The following is a 24,761-nucleotide window of genomic DNA, read 5'->3' as shown; positions in this document are numbered from 1 at the left end:
CACATGCGCGCTTCGGTATAAGCATCTATATCAAAGTCGGCAAGGGGCGGGCACACTGTGCCCTCAGCCTGCCAAGAGGCGGGGGACATTCAAAGCAACAAGGAGGGCAGCCATGTGCCATGCGTGCGTCATTGAAACCGTCAAGAAACAAATGCTGGCGCAGGGGCGGCATAGCCAGGCAGAGGTGGATGCCCAGGTGGCCCAGGCCCCGGCGGCGCTGCGCAGCGGCCATGAGATGGTGCTGGACATGACCCATGCGCTGGATGAGGACTTCCCGACCTTTTTCGGCCAGCAGGAGCTGTTTCGCCAGGCGCGCTACCACTTTGACGAGCACGGCTTCAACCTCAGCGAGCTGCGCCTGCACGAGCACATTGGCACGCACGTGGATGCGCCGCTGCATTTCAGCGCCGATGGCCAGTCGATCGCGGAAATCCCCGTGGGCAATCTGGTCGTGCCCCTGTGCGTGGTGGACATCCGCGAGCGGGCCGCTGCCGATGCCGACGCACAGCTCACGCCCGAGGACATCCAGGCCTGGGAAGCTGCGCACGGTCCGCTGCCTCCCCAGGCCTGCGTGGCCATGATGTCGGGCTGGGACAAACTGGCTGCGAGCGAGCGCTTTCGCAATGCCGACGAGGCGGGCGTGATGCACTTTCCGGGCTTTCACCCCGATGCCGTGCAGTACCTGATGGAAAACAGCCAGGCAGCGGGCATCGCCGTGGACACCTTGTCGCTGGACTATGGCGCCTCGGCAGACTTTGCCGCCCATCGCATGTGGCTGCCATCGGGGCGCTGGGGGCTGGAGGCCATCACCAATCTGGAGCAAGTCCCGGCCGCGGGGGCCACGCTGGTGGTGGCGGTGGCCAAGATCGCGGGCTGCTCTGGCGGCCTGGCGCGTGTCATGACCTTGGTTTGAACAGGCTCCTCAGAGCTGGGGCGAACACAAAAAAGCCGGTGGGCGCATGCAGCGCCACCGGCTTGTTTTTTGACTGACGGTTGACGGCGGGCATGCTCAAGCCCGGCGCTGTGCCATCACTTCACGTTGGCGATGCCATCGCTGATTTCCTTGTGGGCCTCCTCAATGCCTGCCCAGCCCAGGACCTTGACCCATTTGCCTTTTTCCAGGTCCTTGTAGTGCTCGAAGAAATGGCTGATGGCATTGAGCGTGCCCTCGTTGACATCGGTGATGCTCTTCATGTGGGCGTAGGCCGGCAGGATTTTTTCCGTCGGCACGGCCAGCACCTTGGCATCGACGCCGGACTCGTCTTCCATGCGCAGCATGCCCAGCGCGCGGCAGGGCACGACCACGCCGGGCTGCAGCGGGTAGGGCGTGAGCACCAGCACGTCCACCGGGTCGCCGTCGCCCGAGAGCGTTTGCGGCACGTAGCCGTAATTGGCCGGATAGAACATGGCCGTGTTGATGAAGCGGTCGACAAAAATCGCGCCCGTTTCCTTGTCGACCTCGTACTTGATCGGGTCGGCGTTCTGCGGAATTTCAATGATGACGTTGAACACTTCCGGGGCCTTGCTGCCGGCGGGGACTTTGCTCAGGGACATGGTGGTCTTGCGCTTGTGGTTGAAGGGGATGGGGGAAAGGGGCCACAACCTTGCGGCAGGGGCCTGGAGTCTGTTCAAGATCCCGGCGCGAGTGGGCAACAAGCATTGCCCGCCGCGCAGAGAGATTGAACAGGCGCTTTATGCGGCCTGTTTTTCCGTGGCTTTCTTCAGGGCCTTGACGGCCTTGAGCACTTCATCGACGTGGCCGGGCACCTTCAGGCCGCGCCACTCCTGCGCCAGCGTGCCGTCCGGGGCGACCAGGAAGGTGCTGCGCTCGATGCCCTTGACCTTTTTGCCGTACATGATCTTGTTCTTGACCACGCCGAACATGTGGCACATCTTCTCCTCGGTGTCGGCAATCAGCTCGAAGGGCAGCTCCAGCTTTTCCTTGAAGCCATCGTGCGACTTCATGTTGTCGCGCGAGACGCCAAACACCACCGCGCCGAGCTTGGTGAACTTGTCGTACTTGTCGCGAAACTGCATGGCCTCGGTCGTGCAGCCGGGCGTATTGTCCTTGGGATAGAAATAAAGAATCATGATCTGGCCGTTGTGTGAGGTGTTGCTCACCGTCACACCGCCAGTTGCGCTGGCTTCAAACTCAGGAAGAGGTTTATTGACAACGATCGCCATATCTATCAGTTTCTCTCAATCTGGGGCAAGGCATTGACCGCGCTGGGGCCGCGCCGCCTTGCCGGGGGCAAGACAGGCAGGCCGCATCGAGGCAAACCCGAGGTGTCGTTGAAACATGTCGAACCGTGCGCGAAATTGCAAAAAAAGCTTGACAACCCAAAAGCGGCCCGCAAAGATGCGCAGTCTGCAAAAAGTGCAACGGCGCATTTCGGCGTTTTTGACGATTTCGCTGCAGCAAGTCGCTGCCATGCAAGCATGCGGCGCATGCAGGCGGGCCCCGCAACCAGTGAGTACAGTGCAGGCACGGCCAAGGTGAGCAAGGCTGTGCAGTGTGTGCGCAAGGGGATTTGCCCGGCCGCAAGCCACGGGCGCTGAGGCTATGGCGGGCCAAGGGGGCTCAAGGTTCAAGGGCCGCCCGCTGAGGCAGGCCACGCGCCAAGGGGTTCAAGCCAGGCAAACCATTTGCAGATGGGTGGTTGTTGGCCAATCCCGTGACGCCCTTGCAGTCAAATCTTCTTGTTGCTCTTTCTCTGGTTGCTGGTCTCGCTTGCATTTGCCGCAGCCGCATTTGCAGGCCCGGCGCAACCTGCGATTGTAGCGCATTCGCGACTGACATCGCCGCGACATTGCGGGCGCGGATGTTCGCAGACCCCTACATCGACTCGGCGCTGCGCTCGAGAATGAGCCCGGCGAGCACCCGGCGCCCTTCCCCGACCAGGATGTTGAAGGTGCGGCAGGCGGCGGCCGTGTCCATGACTTCCAGCCCCAACTGCTGCGTGATGAATGGGCGCAGCCATGCCGTGGCGGGAAAGCGGGTGCGCGCGCCGCTGCCCAGCAGCACGACCTGGGCCTGGTGCTGGCCGGCGGCGTCTGCCAGGGCCTGCAGATGCGCTGGCTGCAAGGCGTCGAAGCGGGGGCAGTCCCAGGGCTGATGCCAGCCTTCGCCGCTGAGCAGCAGGCTGTGCTCAAGCCGCTCTTGGGGCAGCTGCAGCCAGCCCTCGCCGTAGGCGATGATGGAGCTGGCAAGGGGCAGGTCGGCGTGGAGTTTCATGGCGGTGCGGGCAGCGGCGGCGGCCGCAGGCCCATGGCAAGAGTGCACGAAAATCGGCCCGGGGGCTGGGCCATCTGTGTTCAAATTATAGGTTTTACGATTTTTGCGCCGGCCTGTTCGGGGCTGGCGCCTGGGCAGGGCCGCCGCTGGCTGCGCTGCCTGCCGATGCCGAGTGCGGCGCCTGATTCACACTGCCATGAAACCCATTCACAAATCCGCCAAGCTGGCCAATGTGCTGTACGACATCCGGGGGCCGATCGTCGATGAGGCGCGGCGCATGGAGGACGAGGGCCAGAAGATCATCAAGCTCAACATCGGCAATCTGGCGCCGTTTGGCTTCGATGCGCCCGAGGAGGTGCAGCAGGACATGATCCGCAACCTGCCGGCGTCGGCAGGCTATTCGGACAGCAAGGGCATTTTTGCCGCGCGCAAGGCCGTGATGCACGAGACCCAGCGCCAAGGCATCGTGGGCGTGACGCTTGACGATATTTACTTGGGCAACGGCGCCAGCGAATTGATCGCCATGGCCACCAATGCCTTGCTTGACGATGGCGATGAGTTGCTGCTGCCCGCGCCGGACTACCCGCTGTGGACGGCGGTGACCAATCTCTCGGGCGGCACGCCGGTGCACTATCTGTGCGACGAGGCCAACAACTGGGAGCCCGACCTGGACGACATCCGCCGCAAGATCACGCCGCGCACCAAGGGCATCGTCGTCATCAACCCCAACAACCCCACGGGCGTCATCTATTCGCTGCAGACGCTGCTGGGCATCGTGGAGATCGCGCGCGAGCATGGCCTGGTCATCCTCTCGGACGAGGTCTACGACAAGGTGCTCTACGACGGCCACACGCACACGGCGCTGGCCAGCCTCAGCAGCGACGTGCTGACGCTGACCTTCAACTCGCTGTCCAAGAGCTACCGCTCCTGCGGCTACCGCGCCGGCTGGATGGTGGTCTCGGGCGACAAGGGCTGCGCGCGCGACTACATCGAAGGCCTGGACATGCTGGCCAACATGAAGCTGTGCTCCAACGTGCCCGGGCAATGGGCCATCCAGACGGCGCTGGGCGGCTACCAAAGCATCCATGAGCTCACCGGCGAGGGCGGGCGCCTGAGGCGCCAGCGCGACCTGGCCTACGAGCTCATCAGCGCCATTCCGGGCGTCAGCTGTGTCAAACCTCAGGCCACGCTGTACATGTTCCCCAAGCTGGATCTGCAGGTCTATCCAATCACCGACGACCGCCTGTTCTTTCTTGAGCTGCTCAAGGAAACGCGCGTCATGCTGGTGCAGGGCACGGGCTTCAACTGGCCGCACCCGGACCATTTCCGCATCGTCTTCCTGCCGCACGAGCCGGACCTGCGCGAGGCCATCGAGCGCATCGCCCGCTTTTTGAAAACCGTGCGCGAACGCAAGAGCAGCCGGCAGCATGCGGGCCAGCGCGCAGCGGGCAAGGCTTCGGCCGTGCCATCGGCCTGAGGGGCCACAGCGCCCACAGCTCGATTTCCTCTTTTTTCTTTTCCTCTTTTTTCACACATGACTCGCATCCGAGTAGGCCTGCTGGGCATCGGCACCGTTGGCGCCGGCACATTCACGGTTCTCAAACGCAATCAGGAAGAAATCAGCCGCCGCGCCGGTCGGGAGATCGCCATCACCGTGGTGGCCGATCTGGACACCCAGCGCGCGCGCAGCATCGTCGGTGATGGCGTGGAGGTCGTCAGCGACGCCGCGCAGGTGGTGGCGCGCGATGACGTGGATGTGGTAATCGAGCTCATCGGCGGCTACGGCATTGCCAAGACCCTGGTGTTGGCCGCCATCGAGGCGGGCAAGCACGTGGTCACCGCCAACAAGGCATTGCTGGCCGTGCACGGCGCGGAAATCTTCGCCGCCGCCGCGCGCAAGGGCGTGATCGTCGCCTACGAGGCCGCCGTGGCCGGGGGCATCCCCATCATCAAGGCGCTGCGCGAAGGCCTGGTGGCCAACCGCATCAACTGGGTGGCGGGCATCGTCAACGGCACGACCAACTTTATCCTCTCCGAAATGCGCGACAAGGGGCTGGACTTCGCCACCGTGCTCAAGGAGGCCCAGCGCCTGGGCTACGCCGAGGCCGATCCGACCTTCGACATCCAGGGCATCGACGCCGCCCACAAGACTGCGCTGATGTGCTCGATCGCCTTTGGCGTGCCGGTGCAGTTCGACAAGGCCCACGTCGAGGGCATCACCAAGCTGGAAAAGATCGACATTCAATACGCCGAGCAGCTGGGCTACCGCATCAAGCTGCTGGGCATCGCCCGCCGCATGGACAAGGGCATCGAGCTGCGCGTACACCCCGCGCTGGTGCCCACGCGCCGCCTGCTCGCCAGTGTGGAAGGGGCGATGAACGCCGTCGTCGTCAACGGCGATGCCCTGGGCACCACGCTGTACTACGGCCAGGGCGCAGGCTCCGAGCCTACGGCCAGCGCGGTGATTGCCGACCTGGTGGACATCGCCCGCCTGTACGGCGCAGACCCCAGCCACTACACGCCGGTGCTGGGCTTTCAGTCCGCCAGCCTGGAGGCCGCGCAGGGCAGCCTGCCCGTGCTGCCGATCGAAGAAGTCGTCACCAGCTACTACCTGCGCGCGCGCGTGCTCGACGAGCCGGGCGTGCTGGCGCGCATCACCACCATCCTCTCCGAGCATGGCATCAGCATCGACGCCATGCTGCAGCGCGAATCGGACGATCTGCTGGGCGAGGGCGCGGACCAGACCGACCTGATCATCCTCACCCACCGCACGCGCGAGGGCACGATGAACGAGGCGCTGGAGAAAATCCAGGGCCTGCCCACGGTGCTGGGCTCAGTGGTGCGCCTGCGCAAGGAAGAGTTGAACTAAAGGCTGTTCGAGATCCTCGCTTCGCCAGCCATTTCCTTCATCACGCCCGGCTTGCCGGGCTTTTTTTGCAAGGCGGCCGCCTTGCCTGCGCGCCCTGCGGGGCCAGAGAAAAACATACACATGCCAGCCTCATTGCCCCTGATGCCTTTGCCATTTGCCCGCCGCTGCCAGTGCGCCCCCAAGCCCGATACCGCTCGGGCGCTGGGCGCGCGCCTGCTTTGCTGGCTGCTGGCCTGCTGGGCTTTGCTGCCCGGTGCCGCGCAGGCGGCCAGCCTGGATGGCGCGGCGCTGGGCCTGTGGTGGGGCGTGCCGTTTGCCGGCGTGCTGCTGTCCATCGCCATCCTGCCGTTGCTGGCGCCCAGGCTGTGGCACGGGCATTACGGCAAGATCACGGCGGCCTGGGCGCTGGCCTTTTTGCTGCCCTTTGCCGTGCTCCACGGCTGGCATGCGGCGCTGGCCAATGTGGTGCATGCGCTGCTGGCCGAGTACATCCCCTTCGTGCTGCTGCTGACGGCCTTGTTCACCGTCTCGGGCGGCATTTATCTGCGCGGCAACCTGCGCGGCACCCCGGCGCTCAATACCGCCATCCTGGCGCTGGGCACGCTGCTGGCCAGCCTCATGGGCACCACTGGCGCCTCGATGCTGCTGATCCGCCCGCTGCTGCGCGCCAACGACGACCGCAAGCACCGGGTGCACGTGGTGGTGTTCTTCATCTTTTTAGTCTCCAACATCGGCGGCTCGCTCACGCCGCTGGGTGATCCGCCGCTGTTCCTGGGCTTTCTCAAGGGGGTGCCGTTTTTCTGGACCATGCAGCACATCTGGGCCGAGACGCTGTTCCTGGTGGTGGCGCTGCTGGTGATCTTCTACCTGCTCGACAGCTGGTTCTACCGCACCGAGGGGCGCTCGCGCTTTGATCCCACGCCCACCGACAGCGACAGCCTGCGCATCGAAGGCAGCGCGAACTTCTTCTGGCTGGCCGGCATCGTCGCGCTGGTGCTGATGAGCGGCATCTGGAAGCCGGGCATCACCTTCGACATCATGGGCACCGAGGTCGGCCTGCAAAGCCTGCTGCGCGATCTGGGCTTTGTGGGCATCACGCTGGCCTCGCTCAAGCTCACCGCGCGCCACATCCACGAATCGAACCAGTTCAACTGGGAGCCAATGCTGGAGGTCGCCAAGCTCTTTGCCGGCATCTTCCTGACCATCATCCCGGTCATCGCCATGCTGCAGGCGGGCGTGCATGGCCCGTTCGCGCCCGTGGTGCAGGCCGTCACCGGCGCCGATGGTCAGCCCATCCCGGCCATGTACTTCTGGGCCACCGGCGTGCTCAGCGGCTTTTTGGACAATGCCCCGACCTACCTGGTGTTCTTCAACTCCGCCGGCGGCGATGCGCAGACGCTCACGACCACGCTGGCGGCCACGCTGACGGGCATCTCCGCCGGGGCGGTGTTCATGGGCGCGCTGAGCTACATCGGCAACGCCCCGAACCTGATGGTCAAGGCCATCGCCGAGCACCGCGGCGTGCCCATGCCCAGCTTCTTCGGCTACGTGGCATGGGCCGTGTGCATCCTCACGCCGCTGTTCATGCTGCAGACCTTGCTCTGGTACCTGTAAGAGCCTGTTCAAAGTCTCGGGAGCGCACATGGCCCCTGCAAGCAAACCACGGGTGCTGGTGGCCAGCCCCACCTTTGACGAAGTGCTGCAGCAACTGCGCGCGCATTTCGAGGTCGAAGCCAACGAAGGCCCAGAGCCTTGGACGGGCGAGGCCTTCATCCAGCGCCTGCACGGCAAGCAGGGCGCCTTGCTCACTGGCGCGCAAACCGTTGACCAAGCCGTACTGGCCCAAGTGCCGGGCCTGCGCATGGTGGCCAATATGGCCGTTGGCTATAACAATCTGGACGTGGCGGCGCTTCAAGCCGCAGGCGTGTGCGCCAGCAACACCCCGGACGTGCTCACCGAAACCACCGCCGACTTTGGCTTTGCGCTGCTGCTGGCCGCGGCGCGGCGCATTACCGAGGCCGAGCGCTTTCTGCGCGCCGGCCACTGGAAGTCCTGGCGCTTTGACATGCTGCTGGGGGCGGACGTGCACGGCAGCACGCTGGGTATCATCGGCATGGGCCGCATCGGCCAGGCCATCGCGCGCCGCGCCGTGCACGGCTTTGGCATGCAGCTGCTCTACCACAACCGCAGGCGCCTGCCTGCCGCTACCGAAGCCGCACTGGGCGCGCGCTACGCCAGCACCAAGCAAGAGCTGCTGGCCCAGGCCGACCACGTGCTGCTGGCGCTGCCCTACACCCCGGCCGCGCACCACCTGATCGGCGCGCGCGAGCTTGCCCTGATGAAGCCCAGCGCCACGCTGGTGAACATCGCGCGCGGCGGCATCGTGGACGACCGGGCCCTGGCCCGCGCCCTGGCTCAGCGCCAGATTGCAGCAGCTGGCCTGGATGTGTTCGAGCACGAGCCCCAGCTCGCGCCCGAGCTGCTGGCGCTGGACAGAGTCGTGCTGACCCCTCATATCGCCAGCGCCTCGCGCCGCACGCGCCTGGCCATGGCCCAACTGGCTGCCGACAACCTGATTGCCTTCTTCGAAACCGGCCGCGCCTTGACGCCGGTGACGCGCTGAGCGCCCGCCCGCGGGCTTAGAGCGTGTTCTGCTTGAACGTTGACAAATCCAAGACCTGGCCGCTGACTGGCATCGCCATCTCGCAGGTCGCTTTCGTCATGCCCGCGAAGGCGGGCATCCAGCGCCACCCTTGCGCACGAGAGGGCGATTGGCCAACGGCAGCGCTTCCCCCGTCAGCGTTACGACTGGACACCCGCCTTCGCGGGTGTGACGAGAACGAGAGAAGGCGGCGCTTGCAGGAAATGTCTTCATCAGAATCGAAACTGCGCTAACGCACGGGCCAGCAAAAAGCCCGCGCCGCCATGGCTGGCGTGCGCGGGCTGGTCAGAAGACCCTCAAGTCTTTCAGAAGCGGCGCAGGCGGCCCAGCCCCAGGGCGGCCGTGGCCAGGCTCAGCAGCCACAGCATCCAATGGCCCAGGGTGGGCACGGGCGTGGCATTGCCGGGCACTGGCGCTGGGCCGGCGCTCACCGTGAAGCGGATCGCAGCCTGCACGCACTGGGCAGGTGTACTGCGATCGCACAGCTGGTATTGCAGCGTGTAGTTGTCTGCAGGCACCGATGCGGCCATGCGCACTTCGCCCGTGTTCGCATCCAGTGTGATGCCCGCAGGCCAAGTCCCCACCATGGAAACCGTGGCATTGCCGCCGGTGCCCAGCGTGGCGGGCTGGCCATTGATGGTGTCGTTTTGGACGATGTTGTTGACCACGATGGCGTCCGTGCCGGCGGGCAGGGCCTGCGGGCGAACGTCGTCCGCAGCGGCCACAGGCGTTGCCGAGACCGTCAGCGTGATCGTGCTGTCGGTGCAATTGGGCGTGGGCATGGCGCGGTCGCACAGCTTGTAGTTCAGCGTGTGCACGCCAGCCGGCGTGGCCGCCGTGGTGCCGACGACGCCCGTGTTCGGGTCAAGCGTGACGCCAGCGGGCCAGGCGCCGACCGTGGCCACGGTGGCATTGCCGCCGGCGCCCAGCGTGGCGGGCTGGCCGTTGATGCGGTCATTGGCGGCGATGTTGGGCACGGCATCGGGCTTGGCGGTGCCGGCGGTGGCGCTGCCGCTGTCGGGCGTTGGCGCGATGCTGGTATTGACCGTCAGCGTGATCGTGCTGTCCTGGCAATTGGGCGTGGGCGTTGCGCGGTCGCACAGCTTGTAGTCCAGCGTGTGCACGCCCGCCGGCGTGGCCGCCGTGGTGCCAACGGCGCCCGTGTTCGGGTCAAGCGTGACGCCAGCGGGCCAGGCGCCGACCGTGGCCACGGTGGCATTGCCGCCTGTGCCCAGCGTGGCGGGCTGGCCGTTGACGAAGTCATTGGCGGCGATGTTGGGCACGGCATCGGGTTTGGCGGTGCCGGCGCTGGCGCTGCCGCTATCGGGCTGCGGATCGATGTCCGGGTCGATGCGTACCTTGATGGTGGCGGTGTCGCACAGGGGATCGGGCTTTGTGCCGGCGTTGCAGATCTTGTAGCTCAGCGTGTGGGTGCCAACGGCAGTGGTGCCGGCCACGGCGAGCGTGCCATCGGCGTTCAGGGTGATGCCGGGTACGGTGGCGGTCAGCTCCGCGCTGGCCACGTTGGCTTGCGTGGCCTGGGAGCGGTTGACGCTGTCGTTGGCCAATACCGGCCCGATGGTGGCGGCCACGCCTGCCGGAATGGGGGTGCTGGTGTAGTCGTCATCGACGGCGTCGATGTAGGTGGCCGGGTCGCTGGGGTCGAACAGGGCGCTGGGCGGAATGTCTTCGATCGCGCCGCCTGGGGTGACCCATTGCACGTTCAGGTTTGCGTCCGAGCCCCAGTTGTTCCAGGCCACGCGCAGGTTGTACAGCCCTTCTTGCAGCGCGGCGGAATTGGGCGCGTCGTAACCGCCCTGGGGCGTGCCGATGGTGGCGCCGATGGCCAGTTTCTGGCTGTAATCCAGCAGGCGGTAGTGCACGCCGCCGTCGCGGTTGGCGTCAATCAGCGCGCCGTCGTTGCCCTGCTGCACGCGCAGCTTGTAGCCCGCTGCGGGCAGGTGTACGGCCACGTACATCACAGCGCCTTCGATGCCGTTCTTGCAGGCTGCCTCGCCGGCCTGGGGCCAGGTGCCGCCGGCGCGGTTGTATTCGCACAGCACATTGGCCCCACTGGGGATGTTCAGCGAGGGCAGGGTCTTGATCAGCGTGGTGCCGGCCTCGGCCGCCGGGGCGCCGGTAACGCCGGAATCGACCGCATTGCCGCCCGGCGGCGTGGCGTGGGCCAGCAGCCGCTGCAGGGCGGCCAGACGCGCTTCGGGCGTGCCTGCGGATGGGTTGGCCGAATCCAGGCGCGGGATGTTGTCGTAGTAGGGCTCCAGCGCCTTGCCAGGCAGCCAGCGCGGGGCGTTGACGTTGTTGCTGGCCGGCGGCTGCATCGGGCCTTCATGGCCCCAGCCACGGTAGGAATCGACTTGCACGGGGTCGGCCGCCAAGGCCCAGGGGCTGGCTGCCAGCAGGCTCATCAGCAGCGCCGCGGGGCGGGCCGCTGGCCGTTGGGTGGAGCGTGAATGGCGCATGGGGAAGTTCTCCTTTCGGTGCAAAAAAGCCATGAATTGTGTATCCGCGCGCGATTGTCGCGCCTGCGGGGCGCGTGCGGCATACATTTTTTAGCGAATTGTTTCTTTTGCGCAGATGGCAGTGGCTTGGCGCGGCATGTCAGCGCACCAGCAGATTGCCCATCATGCCCAGGTCTTCGTGCTCGAGGATGTGGCAGTGGAACATGCGCAGGCCCGGCTCGGTGATGCGCATGCGGATGCGGGCGCTTTCGCCGGCGCGCAGGTTGAGCGTGTCGCGCCAGGCCAGGAAAGGCTCGGGCGTGACCTGGCCCTGGTATTCGCGCTCGATGACCTGGAAGTGCCCGCCGTGGATGTGGAAGGGGTGCTCCATGCCCATGGCCGAGGCGTTGACCAGGGTCCATTCCTCGACGGCGCCGAGCTGGCCTTCGATGTCCACGCGCTGCAGGTCGTAGGCTTGGCCGTTGACGAGAAACAGCATGTCCTTGGGGCGCTCGTAGGGGTTGGCCGGTGGCGCCGCCTGCAGGTCCACGTAGTCGGAGAAGGCCACCATGTGCTGCGCCGTGGGGTTTTGCAGCGCGGCGATGGGGCGCAGCACGTCGGGGATGTCCAGCACCGGGTGCTGGGGCGAGAGCAGCATGTCGATGTCGGCCAGCAGGCGCCGCTGCGAGGGCCCGGCCAGGCGGCCCATGGCGCCGCGGTCGTAGGGCTCGGCGATCAGTTGCGCGCGCTGTTGGCCGGGCAGGGCGCTGACGATGATTTCGGCGCGCTCGGCCGGCGCCAGCAGCAGCTCCTGCAGGTTGTGCCTAGGCGCGCCCAGCAGCCCGCCGTCGGTGCCCACCTGGGTGAAGGGCACGCCGTCCAGGCTCAGGCGCAGGTAGCGCGCGCTGCAGGCGTTCCAGATGCGCCAGCGCTGCGTGCCGGCCAGCGTGATGAGCGGCAGTTGCCGGCCGTTGATGAGGATGAACTGGCCTTCGCGGCCGTTCATCCAGTCCTCGCGGTCGTTGGGCAGGATCTGGCCATCCTGGCCGAGCTTGAGGTCCGAGATGAACAGCTCCTGCTCGGGGATGTGGCGCAGCGGGTCGTTGCGCTCGCGCACGATCAGCGCACCGGCCAGGCCGCGGTAGACCTGCTCGGCCGTGAGCATGTGCGGGTGCGGGTGGTACCAGTGCGTGCCGGCGCTGCCCGGCGGCAGCGTGAATTGGTAGCGGCGGTGCCCGCCGGCGGGGATGAAGTCCTGCGGCGCGCCGTCCTGGTCGGCGGGGATGGCCAGCCCGTGCCAGTGGATGGTCGAGGGCTGCGGCAGGCGGTTGAAGAAGTCGATCTCGACGCGGTCGCCTTCATAGACCTCCACCAGCGGCCCGGGCGTGCTCAGGTTGTAGCAGTACGTGGCGGTGCGTCCGCGCTTGGCCAGCTGCAACTGTGCTGGCATGGCCACGATGCGGCCGCGAAACAGCCCCGGGCGGCGCGCGCGGTTGGGCAGGCGCGGCAGGCGCTGGTGCGCGCGGTGCCTGTGCAGGGCCGAGAGCGGGGCCAGCTCGCTGGGGCCGGTATAGACCAGCTCGGCATGCGAATCCATGGCCGCGCGCAGGCCCAGCGGGGCCAGTGCGGCGCTGGCGCCCAGGCCGAGCACGAGGCGGCGGCGCTGCTGCTGCAAATGGGTCAAAGGCATGTGAGGGAATCGGTGGAAAAGGGCAGATGTCCTGTGTGGCGCAGTGTCGAGCTGCCAGCCTGCGGATGGCCCCGGATTGTGCGCCATCTTGGCGGTGGCCCCGCTGGCAGTTGCCGGCGCGCAGGCCAGAAGCGCCCACTACAATAAGCCGCTTTGGCTGGCGGCCCCACGCACAGGCAGTGCCTGGGGGCTGCCGGGCCACGGATTTGCCGATATTTGCCTGCCCCGCCTGCTTTCTCACGGCCTTAACCACCATGCGTGCTGCACCAAAAACAGAACAAGCAAAGCGTGCGCCGATGGGCCTGTGCCCGCCGTGGGCATGGCTGCCGCCGGGGCCCAGGCTAGGCCGCGGCGGCCAGAGCCCGGCGCAGTGCGCCAGGCCTGCACACCGTTTTCTTACTTCTGGAGTCTTCCCATGTCTGAACGCTTTGCAGCGACCGCCCTGGTCGTACCGTTTGAAAACCTGAGGATGAGCGACGTCGAGGTCGTCGGCGGCAAGAACGCCTCGCTGGGCGAGATGATCTCGCAGCTGCCGCAGGGTGTGCGCGTGCCCACCGGCTTTGCCACCACGGCCCATGCCTTCCGCGAGTTTCTCAAGCACGATGGCCTGTCGGAGAAGATCAGTCAGCGCCTGGCGGCGCTGGACGTGGACGATGTGCGCGCCCTGGCCGAGGCCGGCGCGCAAATCCGCGCCATGGTCCAGGCCCAGCCCTTCCCGCCCGAGCTGGAAAAGGCCATCCGCGAGGCCTTTGCCACGCTCAGCGCAGGCAATGCGCAGGCCTCGTTTGCCGTGCGCTCCTCGGCCACGGCCGAGGACTTGCCCGATGCCTCCTTCGCCGGCCAGCAGGAGACTTTCCTGAACGTGGTGGGCATCGAGGCCGTGCTGGACAAGACCAAGGAAGTCTTTGCCAGCCTCTACAACGACCGCGCCATCAGCTACCGCGTGCACAAGGGCTTTGCCCATGACGTGGTGGCCCTCTCGGCCGGCGTGCAGCGCATGGTGCGCTCGGACACCGGCGCCGCTGGCGTGATGTTCACCATCGACACCGAATCGGGCTTTGAGGACGTGGTCTTCATCACCGCCAGCTACGGCCTGGGCGAGACCGTGGTGCAAGGCGCCGTGAACCCGGACGAGTTCTACGTGCACAAGCCCGCACTGCGCGCGGGCAAGCAGGCCGTGATCCGCCGCAACCTGGGCTCCAAGCTGATCCAGATGGTGTTTGCCACGCCCGAGGAAAAGGCCGCCAGCGGCCGCTTGGTGCAAACCGTGGACGTGCCGCCCGAGCAGCGCAACCGCTACGCCCTCAGCGATGAGGAGGTGATGGAGCTGGCGCGCTACGCCCTGGTGATCGAGCAGCACTATGGCCGCCCGATGGACATCGAATGGGGCAAGGACGGCGGCGACGGCCAGCTCTACATCCTGCAGGCCCGCCCGGAGACCGTCAAAAGCCAGCAAAAGGGCCGGGCCGAGCAGCGCTACAAGCTGGTGGGCACCGGCCAGGTGCTCAGCGAAGGGCGCGCCATTGGCCAGAAGATCGGCACCGGCCCGGTGCGCCTGGTCAGCGACGTGGCCGAGATGGAAAAAGTTCAGCCCGGCGACGTGCTGGTGACCGACATGACCGACCCCAACTGGGAGCCGGTGATGAAGCGCGCCAGCGCCATCGTCACCAACCGCGGCGGGCGCACCTGCCATGCGGCCATCATCGCGCGCGAGCTGGGCATCCCGGCCGTGGTCGGCTGCGGCGATGCCACGGCCAGGCTCAAGGACGGCGCGCTGGTCACCGTCAGCTGCGCCGAGGGCGACACCGGCAAGATTTACGACGGCCTGCTGGAGACCGAGGTCACCGAAGTGCAGCGCGGCGAAATGCCCGCCATCGGCACCAAGATCATGATGAACGTGGGCAACCCGCAGCTGGCCTTTGACTTCGCCCAGCTGCCCAATGAAGGCGTGGGCCTGGCGCGGCTGGAGTTCATCATCAACAACAACATCGGCGTGCACCCCAAGGCCATCCTGGATTATCCCAACGTCGATGCCGACCTGAAAAAAGCCGTGGAAAGCGTCGCGCGCGGCCACGCCAGCCCGCGCGCCTTCTACGTCGATAAAGTGGCCGAAGGCGTGGCCACCATCGCTGCGGCCTTCTGGCCCAAGCCGGTCATCGTGCGCCTGTCGGACTTCAAGAGCAACGAATACCGCAAGCTCATCGGCGGCAGCCGCTACGAGCCCGAAGAGGAAAACCCCATGCTGGGCTTTCGCGGCGCGACGCGCTACATCAGCGAGGACTTTGGCGCCGCTTTCGAGATGGAATGCCAGGCCCTCAAGCGCGTGCGCGAGGACATGGGCCTGACCAACGTGGAAATCATGGTGCCCTTCGTGCGCACGCTGGGCCAGGCCGCCGCTGTCGAGCAACTGCTGGCCAAGAACGGCCTCAAGCGCGGCGAGCACGGCCTGCGCCTGATCATGATGTGCGAGGTGCCCAGCAACGCCATCCTGGCCGAGCAGTTCCTGCAGCACTTCGACGGCTTCTCCATCGGCTCCAACGACCTGACGCAGCTGACGCTGGGCCTGGACCGCGACTCCGGCCTGGAGCTGCTGGCGGCCGACTTCGACGAGCGCGACCCGGCGCTGCAATTCATGCTGGCCCGCGCCATCAAGGCCTGCCGCGATCAGGGCAAGTACGTGGGCATCTGCGGCCAGGGCCCCAGCGACCACCCGGATTTTGCGCAATGGCTGGCAGACCAGGGCATCTCCTCGATCTCGCTGAACCCCGACAGCGTGGTCAGCACCTGGAACCAACTGGCCAAGAAGGCCGGCTGACGCACAGAGCCTGTTCAACGATCTCGGTGCGACGGAGATTCTGAGCAGGCTCTCAAAGAGCAGCCATGAAAAAGCGGCCCATGCGGGCCGCTTGCTTTTTTGTCTGCCGCCCTTGTTGGCGGCTTGCTGGCAGCTTGCTGGCGCCTTGCCGTGGCCCGCAGAATGCGGCTGCGGCAAGGCGCTTTGAGCAGGCGCTTACACCTTCTCCACCCGCACCGGCAGGCCCTGGCGCACAACGGCGCCGGAGACCCAGTCGATCCAGACGTTGTCGTGCGCCGGGCGGGTCGGGTCGGTAAAGCCCAGGCGGTTGAGGTTCACGCCCAGGCCATGCTGCGGGTTGTGCGCCGTGGGTTTGCCATCGACCAGGTGCGCCACCGTGCCCAGTTGGGTGTGGCCGTAGCCGTATTCGATGGCGATGGCGCCTTTGGCGATGCCGCCGCGCACCAGCGCTACGCCTTGCAGCGAGCCGCCGGGGGTGGTGACGCGGATGTGGTCGCCATTGGCAATGCCCAGGGCCTGCGCATCCTCGCGGTTGATGGAGATGGGGTTGTGCGGGTGCACCTGGCGCAGGCGCGAGGCGGCGATCGACATGGAGCTCATCAGGTTGGATTTGTAGGAGCTCATGGTCAGCGGCCAGTCCTTTTCCGGGTAGTGCTCGCGCATGGCGCTGCCGTCGGCAAAGCGGGTGGGGTACCAGGTGGGGCAGCCGCTGTAGCGCTCGCCGGTCATGGAGTGGCGCATCTTGGCCAGTGGCTCGTGCCAGATTTGCACGGGCTTGAGGTAGGCGGCCTTGATGTGGTCGTCCTTCCAGGCGGCGTCGATGCTGTCAAAGCGCCCGCCGCGGCTCATGACCATGGCCACGCGGCGCACTTCCTCGGGCGCGAGGCTTTGCTCCAGCTCGGGCATCCAGCGTGTCAGGCCGGTGATGGCGATGTCGTCGTCGCTGGCCTCGGGCACGGGCTTGCCGGCCTGGTAGGCGATGTTGCACATGCCGCGCAGGAAGAATTGCTCGGGCGTGTCCAGATCCAGCGGCTGGCCGTCCTTGGTGGACATGCCGTTCTTGCCAAAGCCGGGCAGGCCGAGCTTTTTCGCCACGGCAAAGAGGAAGGTCTCGAAGTTGATGGCGCGGCCATCGGCGGTCTTGGCCGTGGCCGGCTCCACCACCGGCCAGCGCACGGTGGAGGTTTTGGCGATCACGTCGGCCCAGGGCGCGCCGATGCCCCAGCTTTCGTAGGTCACGGTGTCGGGCACGATGTAGTCGGCCAGCGCCGAGGTCTCGTTGATGAAGGGATCGACGGAGATGAACAGCGGCAGCTTTTTCGTGTCCTTGACGCCATCGACCAGGGCCTGCTCGAAGCCGCAGATCGAGTACACCGGGTTGCTCATATGGTTGATCCAGGCCTTGATGCCGTAGGGGTAGCCCATCAGGCCGGCGGCGAGCATTTCGCTGCTCATGGGGCCGGGCGCGGGGTACCAGGGGGCCTTGGCCGGGTAGGGGTTTTCGCCCGCTTCTTTCTTGCGCTTGAATTCGCTGGTTTTCTCGTAGGGAAAGCGCGTGCGCGAGAGGGTTACGCCCTTGGCGGCGGCCATGCCCTCGAACTTGGCGAAGTTGTAGCGCGGGCCGGGGCCGAAGGGGCCAAAGGGGCCTGCATCGAGCACCCAGCCGCCTTTGACGTTGAGGTTGCCGATCAGGTTGTTGAGCATGGCAATGGCGTAGGCGGTGTAAAAGCCCGCGCCGCTCATGGTGCCGCCGTGGGAGTTGGCCACGGCGCGCTTGCCGTGGCTGGTGAATTCGCGCGCCAGATCTTCGATGTCCTTGACCGGCACGCCGCACAGCTCGGAATACTCTTGCAGCGTTTTGAGCTGGGCCTGCTCGCGCAGTTTGAACAGCGAGCTGCACACGGCCACGGGCACGGGCGGCAGGGGCGCTGCGGCTGCGGTTGCGGTGGCTGCGGCCTCAGGCTTGGCGGGGGCGGCAGGCGCGCCGGCCTGGCCTGCGGCGGCAGTGGCGGCAGCGGCAGCAGGCGCGGGGGCTGGCGCGGGCGGCAGGATTTCCACGGTGCGCTCGACGAACAGCTCGGCAGGTTGGGCCACGGTGTGCGGCGCCAGCGTGCCATCGGCCAGTTGCACGACGTACACGTCCTCGGCCGGGGTTTTCTCGTCCTTGGGCGCGGGCATGGGCCAGCCCATGTCGGCGCCGCGCAGGAACTGGCCGTAGCGCGGGTGCTTGGGGTCGTTGATGAGCAGGTGGGTGGCGTTGCTCCACGAGGCTTCGCCCGCAGCGCTCATGGCCGCAGGGCCGGGCTGGGCGAGGAATTGGGCGTCGAAACGCTCGTTGTCGATGATCCAGCGGATCAGCCCCATGGCCAGCGCCAGGTCGGTGGCAGGCTTGACGGGCAGCCAGCGGTTGTTGTCGCCCGCAGCGTGGCTGGAGGAGGTGGGCAGCAGCGGCGAGACGACCACGTATTGGTAGGTCTTCTCATCGCGCGAGCGCGCCTCGGCCAGCTCGCGGCCCATGCGCTGGAAGGGGTTGCCCGCCTGCGCGGGCGCGGTGCCCAGAAACAGGCCAAAGCGCGAGTTCTTCCAATCGGGCTTGCCGTGCTTCATGGCCGGGATGTCGCCCAGCGCCGCGGCCGTGCCCACGCGGTAGGACTGGCCGCAGTAGGCGCCGTGGTTGGCCACGTTGTTGGTGCCAAAGGATTGTTTGGCAAAGCGGTTGATCAGCGGCTTGCGGCCTTCGTTGGAGGCATCGGTGAAGAGCAACTGGTTGGCCTTGGGGCCATATTCGGGGTTGTCGGGGTCGATGGGCGTTTTCAGGTCGCGGATGGCGCGCAGGCCTTCCACATGGCCTTCGCCGAACAGGTCGCCGCCTTCGCAGACTTCCTCAATGAGCTGCTCGAACGAAATCGTTTGCCACTGGCCCGAGCCGCGCGGGCCCACGCGCTTGAGCGGCGCCAGCACGCGGTGCGGCGCGGTTTGGTGCTCGAACATGGCCGAGCCACGCGCGCAGGAGGTGGCGCGCCCTTCCAGGCCGTTGTCGCCGCCCAGCATGGCGTACACCTCGCGCACGGGCGTTTCCATCGGCGCATGGCGGGTGGTGGCCAGCGGGTGGTAGGGGTTGCCGGCCACGCGCAGGATTTTGTTGTTCTGCGTATCCACGCGCACGCGGATGCCGCACTGCGTCCAGCAGCCCAGGCAGCTCGAAGGGCTGACGACCTGGCCGGGCTGGGTGTCCAGCAGGCCGGTGTCGGGGTGGATGCGGAACTCGGGCAGCAGCGAATTGCCGCGCGTGGCATTGGCCGTGGGCGCGCCGGAAGTGCCGGTCAGCAGGCCCTTGGCGCCCTTGACCAGGGTTTCGCCATAGCCTGCGGCAAAGGCCGCCGCGCCGCCGGCGACCAGGCCGCCGCGCAGCAGGTTGCGGCGGCTGGCATCGGGGGAAGAGGGTTTTTTCTTGTCCGTCATGGGGAAATCCTTTGGCGATGCAGCCAGATCGGGCTGCGTGGCTCACGATTTTTTTAGAAGGGGGCGGGCCGCCTGCGGCGCTACCGCCCCGGATGGGCTCGGCAATGTGGCTCAGGCTGCGCGCAAGACGGCAGCGGGCTGGCGTTGCGGCCACAGCTCCAGCGCCCACAGCACCAGCGTGAGCACCGCGACGCACAGGCCGAACACCCCGACGATGCCCATCAGCCCCTCGCCGCCCAGCGGCATGTGGTAGACGTACAGCCCGGCGCCGTACTTGGGCACGCCCTGCACGCCCATGAACAAGGCCCAGCGAAAGCCCCAGGCGGCGGCGCACACGGCCGTGCCCAGCACCGCGATCATGGCCGGCGAATGCAGCCACCATGCAGGGCGCAGCCAGAGCGCCATCACCAACGCCCCGAAGATCACCGACAGCCACAGGCTGATGCGCCAGATCGGGAAGTTGGCATACAGCTCCTTGGCAGCGAGGAACGACGGGGTTTGCAGCCAGTGCCCGCCGATGGCCCAGGCGCAGGCCACGGCCAGCAGCGCCACGCTCAGCCCCAGTCCCAGCTTGCCCAGCCAAGCCCGCACGGCCACATCGCGCCCGGCTTGCATCCACAGCGTCAGCCCCAGCGCGCAGCCCACGGCCGCCAGCCAGGCCGTCAGCGTCAGGTTCAGCGGCACCCAGGGGTTGCTCCACAGCGGGCGGGCGCGGACGATGGCGATCTCGGCGCCGGTATAGACCGCAATCGAGATGGACGAGAACACCAGCGCCAGCGCCAACCAGCGCATCCAGCGGTGCCAGCCCAGCCACCAGGTCAGGCATACGCCCAGCGAAAGCGTGACGAACACCGGCAGCAGCAGGGCGCCCAGCGACATCCAAGACCAAGGGGTGAAGTGGGCATAGAAATGCCAAAAGCGCGCCGGCTGGTGCAAGTCCGCCAGCAGGGCCACGGGCGCGCTGATGGCCGTCACCGCCAGCAGCACCACGGCCAGTGGCAGGGCCTTGGCCGCCGGATGCTGAGCCGGGGCCCAGGCGCCCCAGGCGGCCAGCATGGCCGCGCCCGTGGCCATGCCGATGAGGAAAAAGTACTGCACGGCCCAGGGCAGCCAGGCGGCTTCGTAGTACGGGGTCAAAAGCTCAATGATCTCCATGATGGAAGTCCTTCGGGGATGGATCGAATCTGCGTTGGTCGCGGCAGGCCGCTCAGTGCTCGGCAATCAGGCGCACGCTGGCTTGCCCATCGATGCCATTGACGAACTCATCGGGCAGGCCGATGTAGAACACGCGCGGGGCGGTGTTCATGCCGGGCTTGAGGACTTTGATTTCCTCCTTGGACTCGGCCATGCGGCGGTTGATCTCGCTGTTGGGATCCATCAAATCGCCAATCACGCGCGCGCCGCCCACGCAGCTCTCCACACAGGCGGGCAACAGGCCCACCTCCAGCCGGTGCTCGCAGAACGTGCACTTGTCGGCCGTTTGCGTCTCGTGGTTGATGAAGCGCGCGTCGTAGGGGCAGGCCTGCACGCAATAGCCGCAGCCCACGCAGCGGGTGTTGTCCACCAGCACCACGCCGTCCTCGCGCTGGAAGGTCGCCTGCACGGGGCAGACAGGCACGCAGGGCGGGTTGTCGCAGTGGTTGCACAGGCGCGGCAGGCTCACCATCGCCGGGGCTGTGCCGTCGTTGCGGTCGATCTCGTACTGCAGCACCGTGGTGCGGAACTGGCCAATGGGCGGCTGGTTCTCGGCCGAGCAACTGACCGTGCAGGCCTGGCAGCCGATGCACTTGCGCATGTCGATCAGCATGCCAAAGCGCTTGCCCTGCATGCCAGGGCGGCGCTTGGGCTGATCGTTGATGCCAGCGCGCGCCGGCAGGATGGGGATGACCGTGGCCGTGGCACTCAGGCCCAGCAGGCCCTTGAGAAAGCCACGTTTGCCACGGCTGGGCTGGGCGGCAGACGCGCAGGGAGAAGAGGTGTTTTTCATGGCCGCGCCTCCAGCAGACAGGCGGCGCCCGGGTGGGAAATCGAAGTCTTGGTCATCGTGGTACTTGCTGCAAATCTCATGGCTTGCAGAGTACGTGCCCATTGACCATTTTTCAATTGGGGGCTTTGGCCAGTTGCCTAGATGAAATTACCTATTGCATCGCTGCCGAGGTGTGCCTTGCCCTCGATCGGCCGCGCCACAATTGGGCGGCATTGGGACACTTGCCCACCAGCAAAAAACTTGGCGCGATGCCTGCAAGCAATTCGCACCCCAGCTCATGCACCGAGTACATCGGGCACGAATGGCGTGCCCTGATGAAAGCGCATGACCCAGCCACCTGCTGCCGTGCGTGTCCACAGGGAGGAGCGGTGCGTGTGCTCAAGTTCTCCTGTTTCTCGCGTCACGATGCTGTCGTACAGCAACTGCGCGGTATCGGCATCCAAAAGACGCACCTGCAGATTGGGCAGGGGCAAGCGGCAGACGATGGGCTGCGGTGCTGCGGCCAGGCACTGCGCTCGGGTATAGGTGCGCCCGGAGCGGCCCAGCTCGATGAAGTCGGCAGCCAAATGTTGTTCCATGAACTCCAAGTCGAACCGGGTTTCTGCTCGCCACATGGCTTCTTCCAGCGATATCAATACCGCAACATCTGCTGGACGAATCAGTTCACTTTGCCGCATGGGCTTTTCCGTGCTTTTCAATGTGAAGCCCCCGCCGGCCCGCCTTCCTGAGTCAGCCGCCGGCAAAAGCCAAAGAGCAGGCCTCGCGGACCAAGACAAGCCCTCAATCCAGCGCCCGCGCATCGGCGGCGAGCATGAGCCTGGTGAGCTCGGCGGCGTTGGCGACTTCGGTTTTCTCCAGCACGTGCTGGCGGTGCACGTGCACGGTTTTTTCGCTGATGTCCAGCAGGCGGGCCACGGTTTTGTTGGGGTGGCCTTGTGCGACCAGGCGCGCCACTTCGTGCTCGCGCGGTGAGAGGCGCTGCAGCCGCGCGCGGGCGCCGGCCTGGCGCTGGCTGTGGTGTTGCAGCTCGCGCGTGCGCTGCACGGCCTGGTCCACGGCGTCGAGCAGGGCCTGGTCCTTGAAGGGCTTTTCCAGAAAGTCGCAGGCACCGGCCTTCATGGCCTGCACGGCCAGCTCGACATCGCCGTGGCCGGTCATGAAGACGATGGCCGCGCTCCAGCCACGGCTGCGCAGGTGCTGTTGCAGCACCAGGCCGCTCATGATGGGCATGCGGATGTCCAGCAGCAGGCAGCCCAGGTCAGCGGGGGGCTGCTCGTGTGCGGCCAGGAAGGCCTGGGCGCTGTCGTATTGCACGACGCGCCAGCCCACGGAGTCGAGCAAAAAGGCCACGGAGCGGCGAAAGGCGGCGTCGTCGTCCACCAGGTAGATGGACAGGTCTTGGGCAGTGTTCATGGGGCGGGCAGGCTGAGGGAAAACACCATGCCGGGGCCCTCGGCGGGGCGCTGGCCTTGCAGCTGTCCGCCATGGGCCTCGGCGATGCTTTTGCAGATCGACAGGCCCAGGCCCAGGCCGTCGTCCTTGGTGGTGTAGAAGGGCTCGAACAGGCGCTGCAGCTGCGCGTCGGTCATGCCGATGCCGTAGTCGCGCACATGGATCCAGACCCAGCCCTCGCTTTGTTCGAGTTCGATGCGGATGTGCTGCTCGCCTGCGGGCACGGTTTGCATGGCGTCCTGCGCGTTCTTGAAGAAGTTCAGCAGGATTTGCTGGATTTGCAGCGGGTCGGCCTGCACGCGCAGCTGCGGGGGCAGGCGGTCGAGCACCTGGATGTAGGGCGCGTTGCGCTGCATGCCCTGGAACAGGGCGATGGCGTCCTGCACCAGCGCGGGCACGGCGCAGGGCTCGCGCACGTTGGTGCGCTTGCGCACGAAGCCTTTGATGCGCTTGAGGATTTCGGCGGCGGCGTGGGCCTGCGTGACGATGCTGGAGGAGGCCTCGCGCACGGCCTCGTCGGTCAGGCGGCCGTTGTCCAGGCGGCGCAGCAGGCTTTGGGCGTAGTTGCTCACCCCGGCCAGCGGCTGGCTGAGCTCGTGCGCCAAGGTGGTGGAGAGCTCGCCCAGCACCGACAGGCGCGAGAGGTGCTCGGCCTGCTCCTGGTTGGAGCGCATGCGCATCTCGAAGGTCTCGCGCTCGTGCAGGGCGCGCTCCAGCGCGGCGGTGCGGCTGCGCACCAGGTAGTTCACGTGCAGCGTGTAGGCCGCCCAGGACAGCAGGGCCAGCAACGCGAAAGGCCAATATTGCTGCGCGATGCGCTGCAGGTGGCTGCTTTGCAGGTATTGGTAGGAGCCCAGTTGCAGCTGGCGGAACACATCGTGGATGGGCTGGTAGTCGGCCGGGGCCGTCCAGCCGATGCCGTGCCGGGCGGGATCCATTTGCAGCAGGGCAATGGCCATGGCGCGCGCCAGCTGCGTGGGCGTGTTGCGCAGCCCGGCCATGGGCCAGTTGGGGTACAGGCGCGAGGAGACCGAGCAGCCCAGCGCAGGCACGAACTGGCCCGAGAGCACTTTGTAGCGCTGGCGCCAGTCGGGCAGGGTCTCCAGCAGGCAGGCGCGCACCACGCCGGCGTCGGCGCGCCCCTCGTCGATGGCGTGCAGCACCTGTGGCATGGGGTAGCCCACGAACAGCAGCTGCGCCAGGTCGCGCCGTGGGTCGATGCGCAAATCGTCGAGTTCGCGCCAGAGGATCTGGTAGCCGCCAAAGCCTTCGGAGGAGATGGCCGCCAGCGTCTTGCCGCGCAGATCCTCCAGCGTCTGCAGGTCGCTGCGGTCGTGCCGGGCCACCACCGTGGCCGCCACGGCCAGGCTGGAGGTGGGCGAGCGGCCGTGCTCCAGCGTGGCAATGCGCCGCAGGCCAAAGGCCGTCTCCAGCTCCACATACTGGCCCGGATTGGTCAGCACGAAATCGACGCTGCCTTGCGCCACGGCCTGGCGCAGCTGCTCCAGCCCCAGGTACTGCAGCATCACCTGATGCTGCGGCAGGGCGGTTTGCAGGTAGTTGGCCAGGGGCTGCCACTCCTGCGCAGCGGCGGCTTCACCCAGATAGGCCAGGATGCCGATGTGGACGATGGAATCGCCCGCAGGCGCGTGGGGGCCAGCAGGCGCATGGGCTGTGCCGGGCGATGCGGCGGGAGCCGTGGCCGCTGCCCCCTCTGGCGCAGGCCCGGGTGCCGCCTGCGCTGCGCCAAGCAGCATGGGCAGGGCCAGCGCCAGGCAGCCCGCAGCCAGCCAGGCCCGCCAGTGCGACCAGGGCAGGGTGCTGGCCTGGGCTGTGGCGCTGGGCACGGCACGGGCTGGGGGGCGATGGTTGTGGTCGGGCATGGCGGGGCAGCGGGCGATGATACGCAACAAAACTTGCGCCAAGCCCAAGCTGCCGATTTGCCTGCAGTCAAAAACCGCAAACTCTTATATAAGACATAAGAATTTGGGATGGGTGTAAACCCGGGTAGAATGCCGGGTTGCGTTGGTTTGCGCCTGCTGCGCCTTGGAGCGCCCCTTTCCCCGCCGCCTGCAGCCCTGCCGGTTGCGCGGCAGCGGCGCAACGCACCGTTTTCCTTCAAACCTAGTG

At 66.6% G+C, this 24,761-nt stretch carries 18 protein-coding genes; 7 read left to right on the top strand and 11 right to left on the bottom strand.

What is annotated here, in order from left to right:
- The first annotated feature begins 112 nt into the window (after window positions 1-112).
- Window positions 113-913 (top strand): cyclase family protein, encoded by an 801-nt coding sequence (locus CK625_RS03225; protein ID WP_095538786.1) that lies wholly within the window; start codon window positions 113-115, stop codon window positions 911-913.
- 116 nt (window positions 914-1,029) lie between these two features.
- Here CK625_RS03225 and ppa read toward each other — a convergent pair whose 3' ends face one another.
- On the bottom strand, window positions 1,030-1,554 hold the full coding sequence (gene ppa / locus CK625_RS03220) for an inorganic diphosphatase (RefSeq protein ID WP_095539060.1): 525 nt from the start codon (window positions 1,552-1,554) through the stop codon (window positions 1,030-1,032).
- 138 nt (window positions 1,555-1,692) lie between these two features.
- A complete protein-coding gene (locus CK625_RS03215; RefSeq protein ID WP_095538785.1) occupies window positions 1,693-2,184 on the bottom strand; it encodes a peroxiredoxin in 492 nt (163 codons plus the stop codon).
- Between the two features lie 102 nt (window positions 2,185-2,286).
- Between CK625_RS03215 and CK625_RS13560 the strand changes: the two genes are divergently transcribed.
- Entirely contained in the window at window positions 2,287-2,559 is a 273-nt protein-coding gene (locus tag CK625_RS13560; protein ID WP_143326161.1) for a hypothetical protein, read from the top strand.
- Between the two features lie 277 nt (window positions 2,560-2,836).
- Here the strand turns inward: CK625_RS13560 and CK625_RS03210 are convergent, their stop codons facing one another.
- On the bottom strand, window positions 2,837-3,235 hold the full coding sequence (locus CK625_RS03210) for an Mth938-like domain-containing protein (RefSeq protein ID WP_095539059.1): 399 nt from the start codon (window positions 3,233-3,235) through the stop codon (window positions 2,837-2,839).
- Window positions 3,236-3,431: 196 nt separating this feature from the next.
- Between CK625_RS03210 and CK625_RS03205 the strand changes: the two genes are divergently transcribed.
- The 4 genes from CK625_RS03205 (at window position 3,432) to CK625_RS03190 (ending at window position 8,727) form a co-directional block, all read left to right on the top strand.
- A complete protein-coding gene (locus tag CK625_RS03205; protein WP_095538784.1) occupies window positions 3,432-4,712 on the top strand; it encodes a pyridoxal phosphate-dependent aminotransferase in 1,281 nt (426 codons plus the stop codon).
- Between the two features lie 57 nt (window positions 4,713-4,769).
- Window positions 4,770-6,104 carry a homoserine dehydrogenase gene (locus CK625_RS03200; protein WP_095538783.1) on the top strand — a complete coding sequence of 445 codons (1,335 nt, stop codon included), beginning with the start codon at window positions 4,770-4,772 and terminating at the stop codon, window positions 6,102-6,104.
- A 141-nt stretch (window positions 6,105-6,245) separates the two neighbouring features.
- Window positions 6,246-7,718, top strand: coding sequence for a sodium:proton antiporter (locus tag CK625_RS03195; RefSeq protein ID WP_095538782.1), 1,473 nt, complete (start codon window positions 6,246-6,248; stop codon window positions 7,716-7,718).
- A gap of 28 nt (window positions 7,719-7,746) precedes the next feature.
- A complete protein-coding gene (locus CK625_RS03190; protein WP_095538781.1) occupies window positions 7,747-8,727 on the top strand; it encodes a 2-hydroxyacid dehydrogenase in 981 nt (326 codons plus the stop codon).
- 344 nt (window positions 8,728-9,071) lie between these two features.
- On the opposite strand, the gene CK625_RS03185 is transcribed toward CK625_RS03190, so the two are convergent.
- Complete coding sequence (locus CK625_RS03185) at window positions 9,072-11,246, bottom strand: IPTL-CTERM sorting domain-containing protein (RefSeq protein WP_095538780.1); 2,175 nt, start codon at window positions 11,244-11,246, stop codon at window positions 9,072-9,074.
- A 139-nt stretch (window positions 11,247-11,385) separates the two neighbouring features.
- Entirely contained in the window at window positions 11,386-12,915 is a 1,530-nt protein-coding gene (locus CK625_RS03180) for a multicopper oxidase family protein (RefSeq protein WP_143326160.1), read from the bottom strand.
- A gap of 415 nt (window positions 12,916-13,330) precedes the next feature.
- Here CK625_RS03180 and ppsA point away from each other — a divergent pair, with 415 nt between their 5' ends.
- A complete protein-coding gene (gene ppsA, locus CK625_RS03175; RefSeq protein ID WP_095538778.1) occupies window positions 13,331-15,730 on the top strand; it encodes a phosphoenolpyruvate synthase in 2,400 nt (799 codons plus the stop codon).
- Between the two features lie 195 nt (window positions 15,731-15,925).
- Here ppsA and CK625_RS03170 read toward each other — a convergent pair whose 3' ends face one another.
- The 6 genes from CK625_RS03170 to CK625_RS03145 form a co-directional block, all read right to left on the bottom strand.
- Window positions 15,926-19,192 (bottom strand): tetrathionate reductase subunit A, encoded by a 3,267-nt coding sequence (locus CK625_RS03170; RefSeq protein ID WP_095538777.1) that lies wholly within the window; start codon window positions 19,190-19,192, stop codon window positions 15,926-15,928.
- Between the two features lie 111 nt (window positions 19,193-19,303).
- Window positions 19,304-20,347 (bottom strand): NrfD/PsrC family molybdoenzyme membrane anchor subunit, encoded by a 1,044-nt coding sequence (nrfD, locus tag CK625_RS03165; RefSeq protein ID WP_095538776.1) that lies wholly within the window; start codon window positions 20,345-20,347, stop codon window positions 19,304-19,306.
- Between the two features lie 52 nt (window positions 20,348-20,399).
- A complete protein-coding gene (gene dsrO, locus CK625_RS03160) occupies window positions 20,400-21,179 on the bottom strand; it encodes a sulfate reduction electron transfer complex DsrMKJOP subunit DsrO (protein WP_095538775.1) in 780 nt (259 codons plus the stop codon).
- Window positions 21,180-21,454: 275 nt separating this feature from the next.
- Window positions 21,455-21,856: a DUF4440 domain-containing protein gene (locus tag CK625_RS03155; protein WP_172425071.1), complete on the bottom strand. Its 402-nt coding sequence runs from the start codon at window positions 21,854-21,856 to the stop codon at window positions 21,455-21,457.
- 103 nt (window positions 21,857-21,959) lie between these two features.
- Entirely contained in the window at window positions 21,960-22,592 is a 633-nt protein-coding gene (locus tag CK625_RS03150) for a response regulator transcription factor (protein ID WP_095538773.1), read from the bottom strand.
- Complete coding sequence (locus CK625_RS03145) at window positions 22,589-24,514, bottom strand: sensor histidine kinase (RefSeq protein WP_238945471.1); 1,926 nt, start codon at window positions 24,512-24,514, stop codon at window positions 22,589-22,591. Before CK625_RS03145 ends, CK625_RS03150 begins: the two co-directional genes overlap by 4 nt.
- Between the last annotated feature and the right edge of the window lie 247 nt (window positions 24,515-24,761).

The organism is Vandammella animalimorsus, assembly GCF_002285265.1.
Lineage (GTDB): Bacteria > Pseudomonadota > Gammaproteobacteria > Burkholderiales > Burkholderiaceae_C > Lampropedia.
This window is presented reverse-complemented; position numbering and strand designations above follow the sequence as displayed.

Coding starts and splice junctions, on each gene's coding strand:
- CK625_RS03225 (WP_095538786.1), top strand. CDS start 113: ATGTGCCATGCGTGCGTCATTGAAACCGTCAAGAAACAAATGCTGGCG.
- ppa (WP_095539060.1), bottom strand. CDS start 1,554: ATGTCCCTGAGCAAAGTCCCCGCCGGCAGCAAGGCCCCGGAAGTGTTC.
- CK625_RS03215 (WP_095538785.1), bottom strand. CDS start 2,184: ATGGCGATCGTTGTCAATAAACCTCTTCCTGAGTTTGAAGCCAGCGCA.
- CK625_RS03210 (WP_095539059.1), bottom strand. CDS start 3,235: ATGAAACTCCACGCCGACCTGCCCCTTGCCAGCTCCATCATCGCCTAC.
- CK625_RS03205 (WP_095538784.1), top strand. CDS start 3,432: ATGAAACCCATTCACAAATCCGCCAAGCTGGCCAATGTGCTGTACGAC.
- CK625_RS03200 (WP_095538783.1), top strand. CDS start 4,770: ATGACTCGCATCCGAGTAGGCCTGCTGGGCATCGGCACCGTTGGCGCC.
- CK625_RS03195 (WP_095538782.1), top strand. CDS start 6,246: ATGCCTTTGCCATTTGCCCGCCGCTGCCAGTGCGCCCCCAAGCCCGAT.
- CK625_RS03190 (WP_095538781.1), top strand. CDS start 7,747: ATGGCCCCTGCAAGCAAACCACGGGTGCTGGTGGCCAGCCCCACCTTT.
- CK625_RS03185 (WP_095538780.1), bottom strand. CDS start 11,246: ATGCGCCATTCACGCTCCACCCAACGGCCAGCGGCCCGCCCCGCGGCG.
- CK625_RS03180 (WP_143326160.1), bottom strand. CDS start 12,915: ATGCCTTTGACCCATTTGCAGCAGCAGCGCCGCCGCCTCGTGCTCGGC.
- ppsA (WP_095538778.1), top strand. CDS start 13,331: ATGTCTGAACGCTTTGCAGCGACCGCCCTGGTCGTACCGTTTGAAAAC.
- CK625_RS03170 (WP_095538777.1), bottom strand. CDS start 19,192: ATGACGGACAAGAAAAAACCCTCTTCCCCCGATGCCAGCCGCCGCAAC.
- nrfD (WP_095538776.1), bottom strand. CDS start 20,347: ATGGAGATCATTGAGCTTTTGACCCCGTACTACGAAGCCGCCTGGCTG.
- dsrO (WP_095538775.1), bottom strand. CDS start 21,179: ATGAAAAACACCTCTTCTCCCTGCGCGTCTGCCGCCCAGCCCAGCCGT.
- CK625_RS03155 (WP_172425071.1), bottom strand. CDS start 21,856: ATGCGGCAAAGTGAACTGATTCGTCCAGCAGATGTTGCGGTATTGATA.
- CK625_RS03150 (WP_095538773.1), bottom strand. CDS start 22,592: ATGAACACTGCCCAAGACCTGTCCATCTACCTGGTGGACGACGACGCC.
- CK625_RS03145 (WP_238945471.1), bottom strand. CDS start 24,514: ATGCCCGACCACAACCATCGCCCCCCAGCCCGTGCCGTGCCCAGCGCC.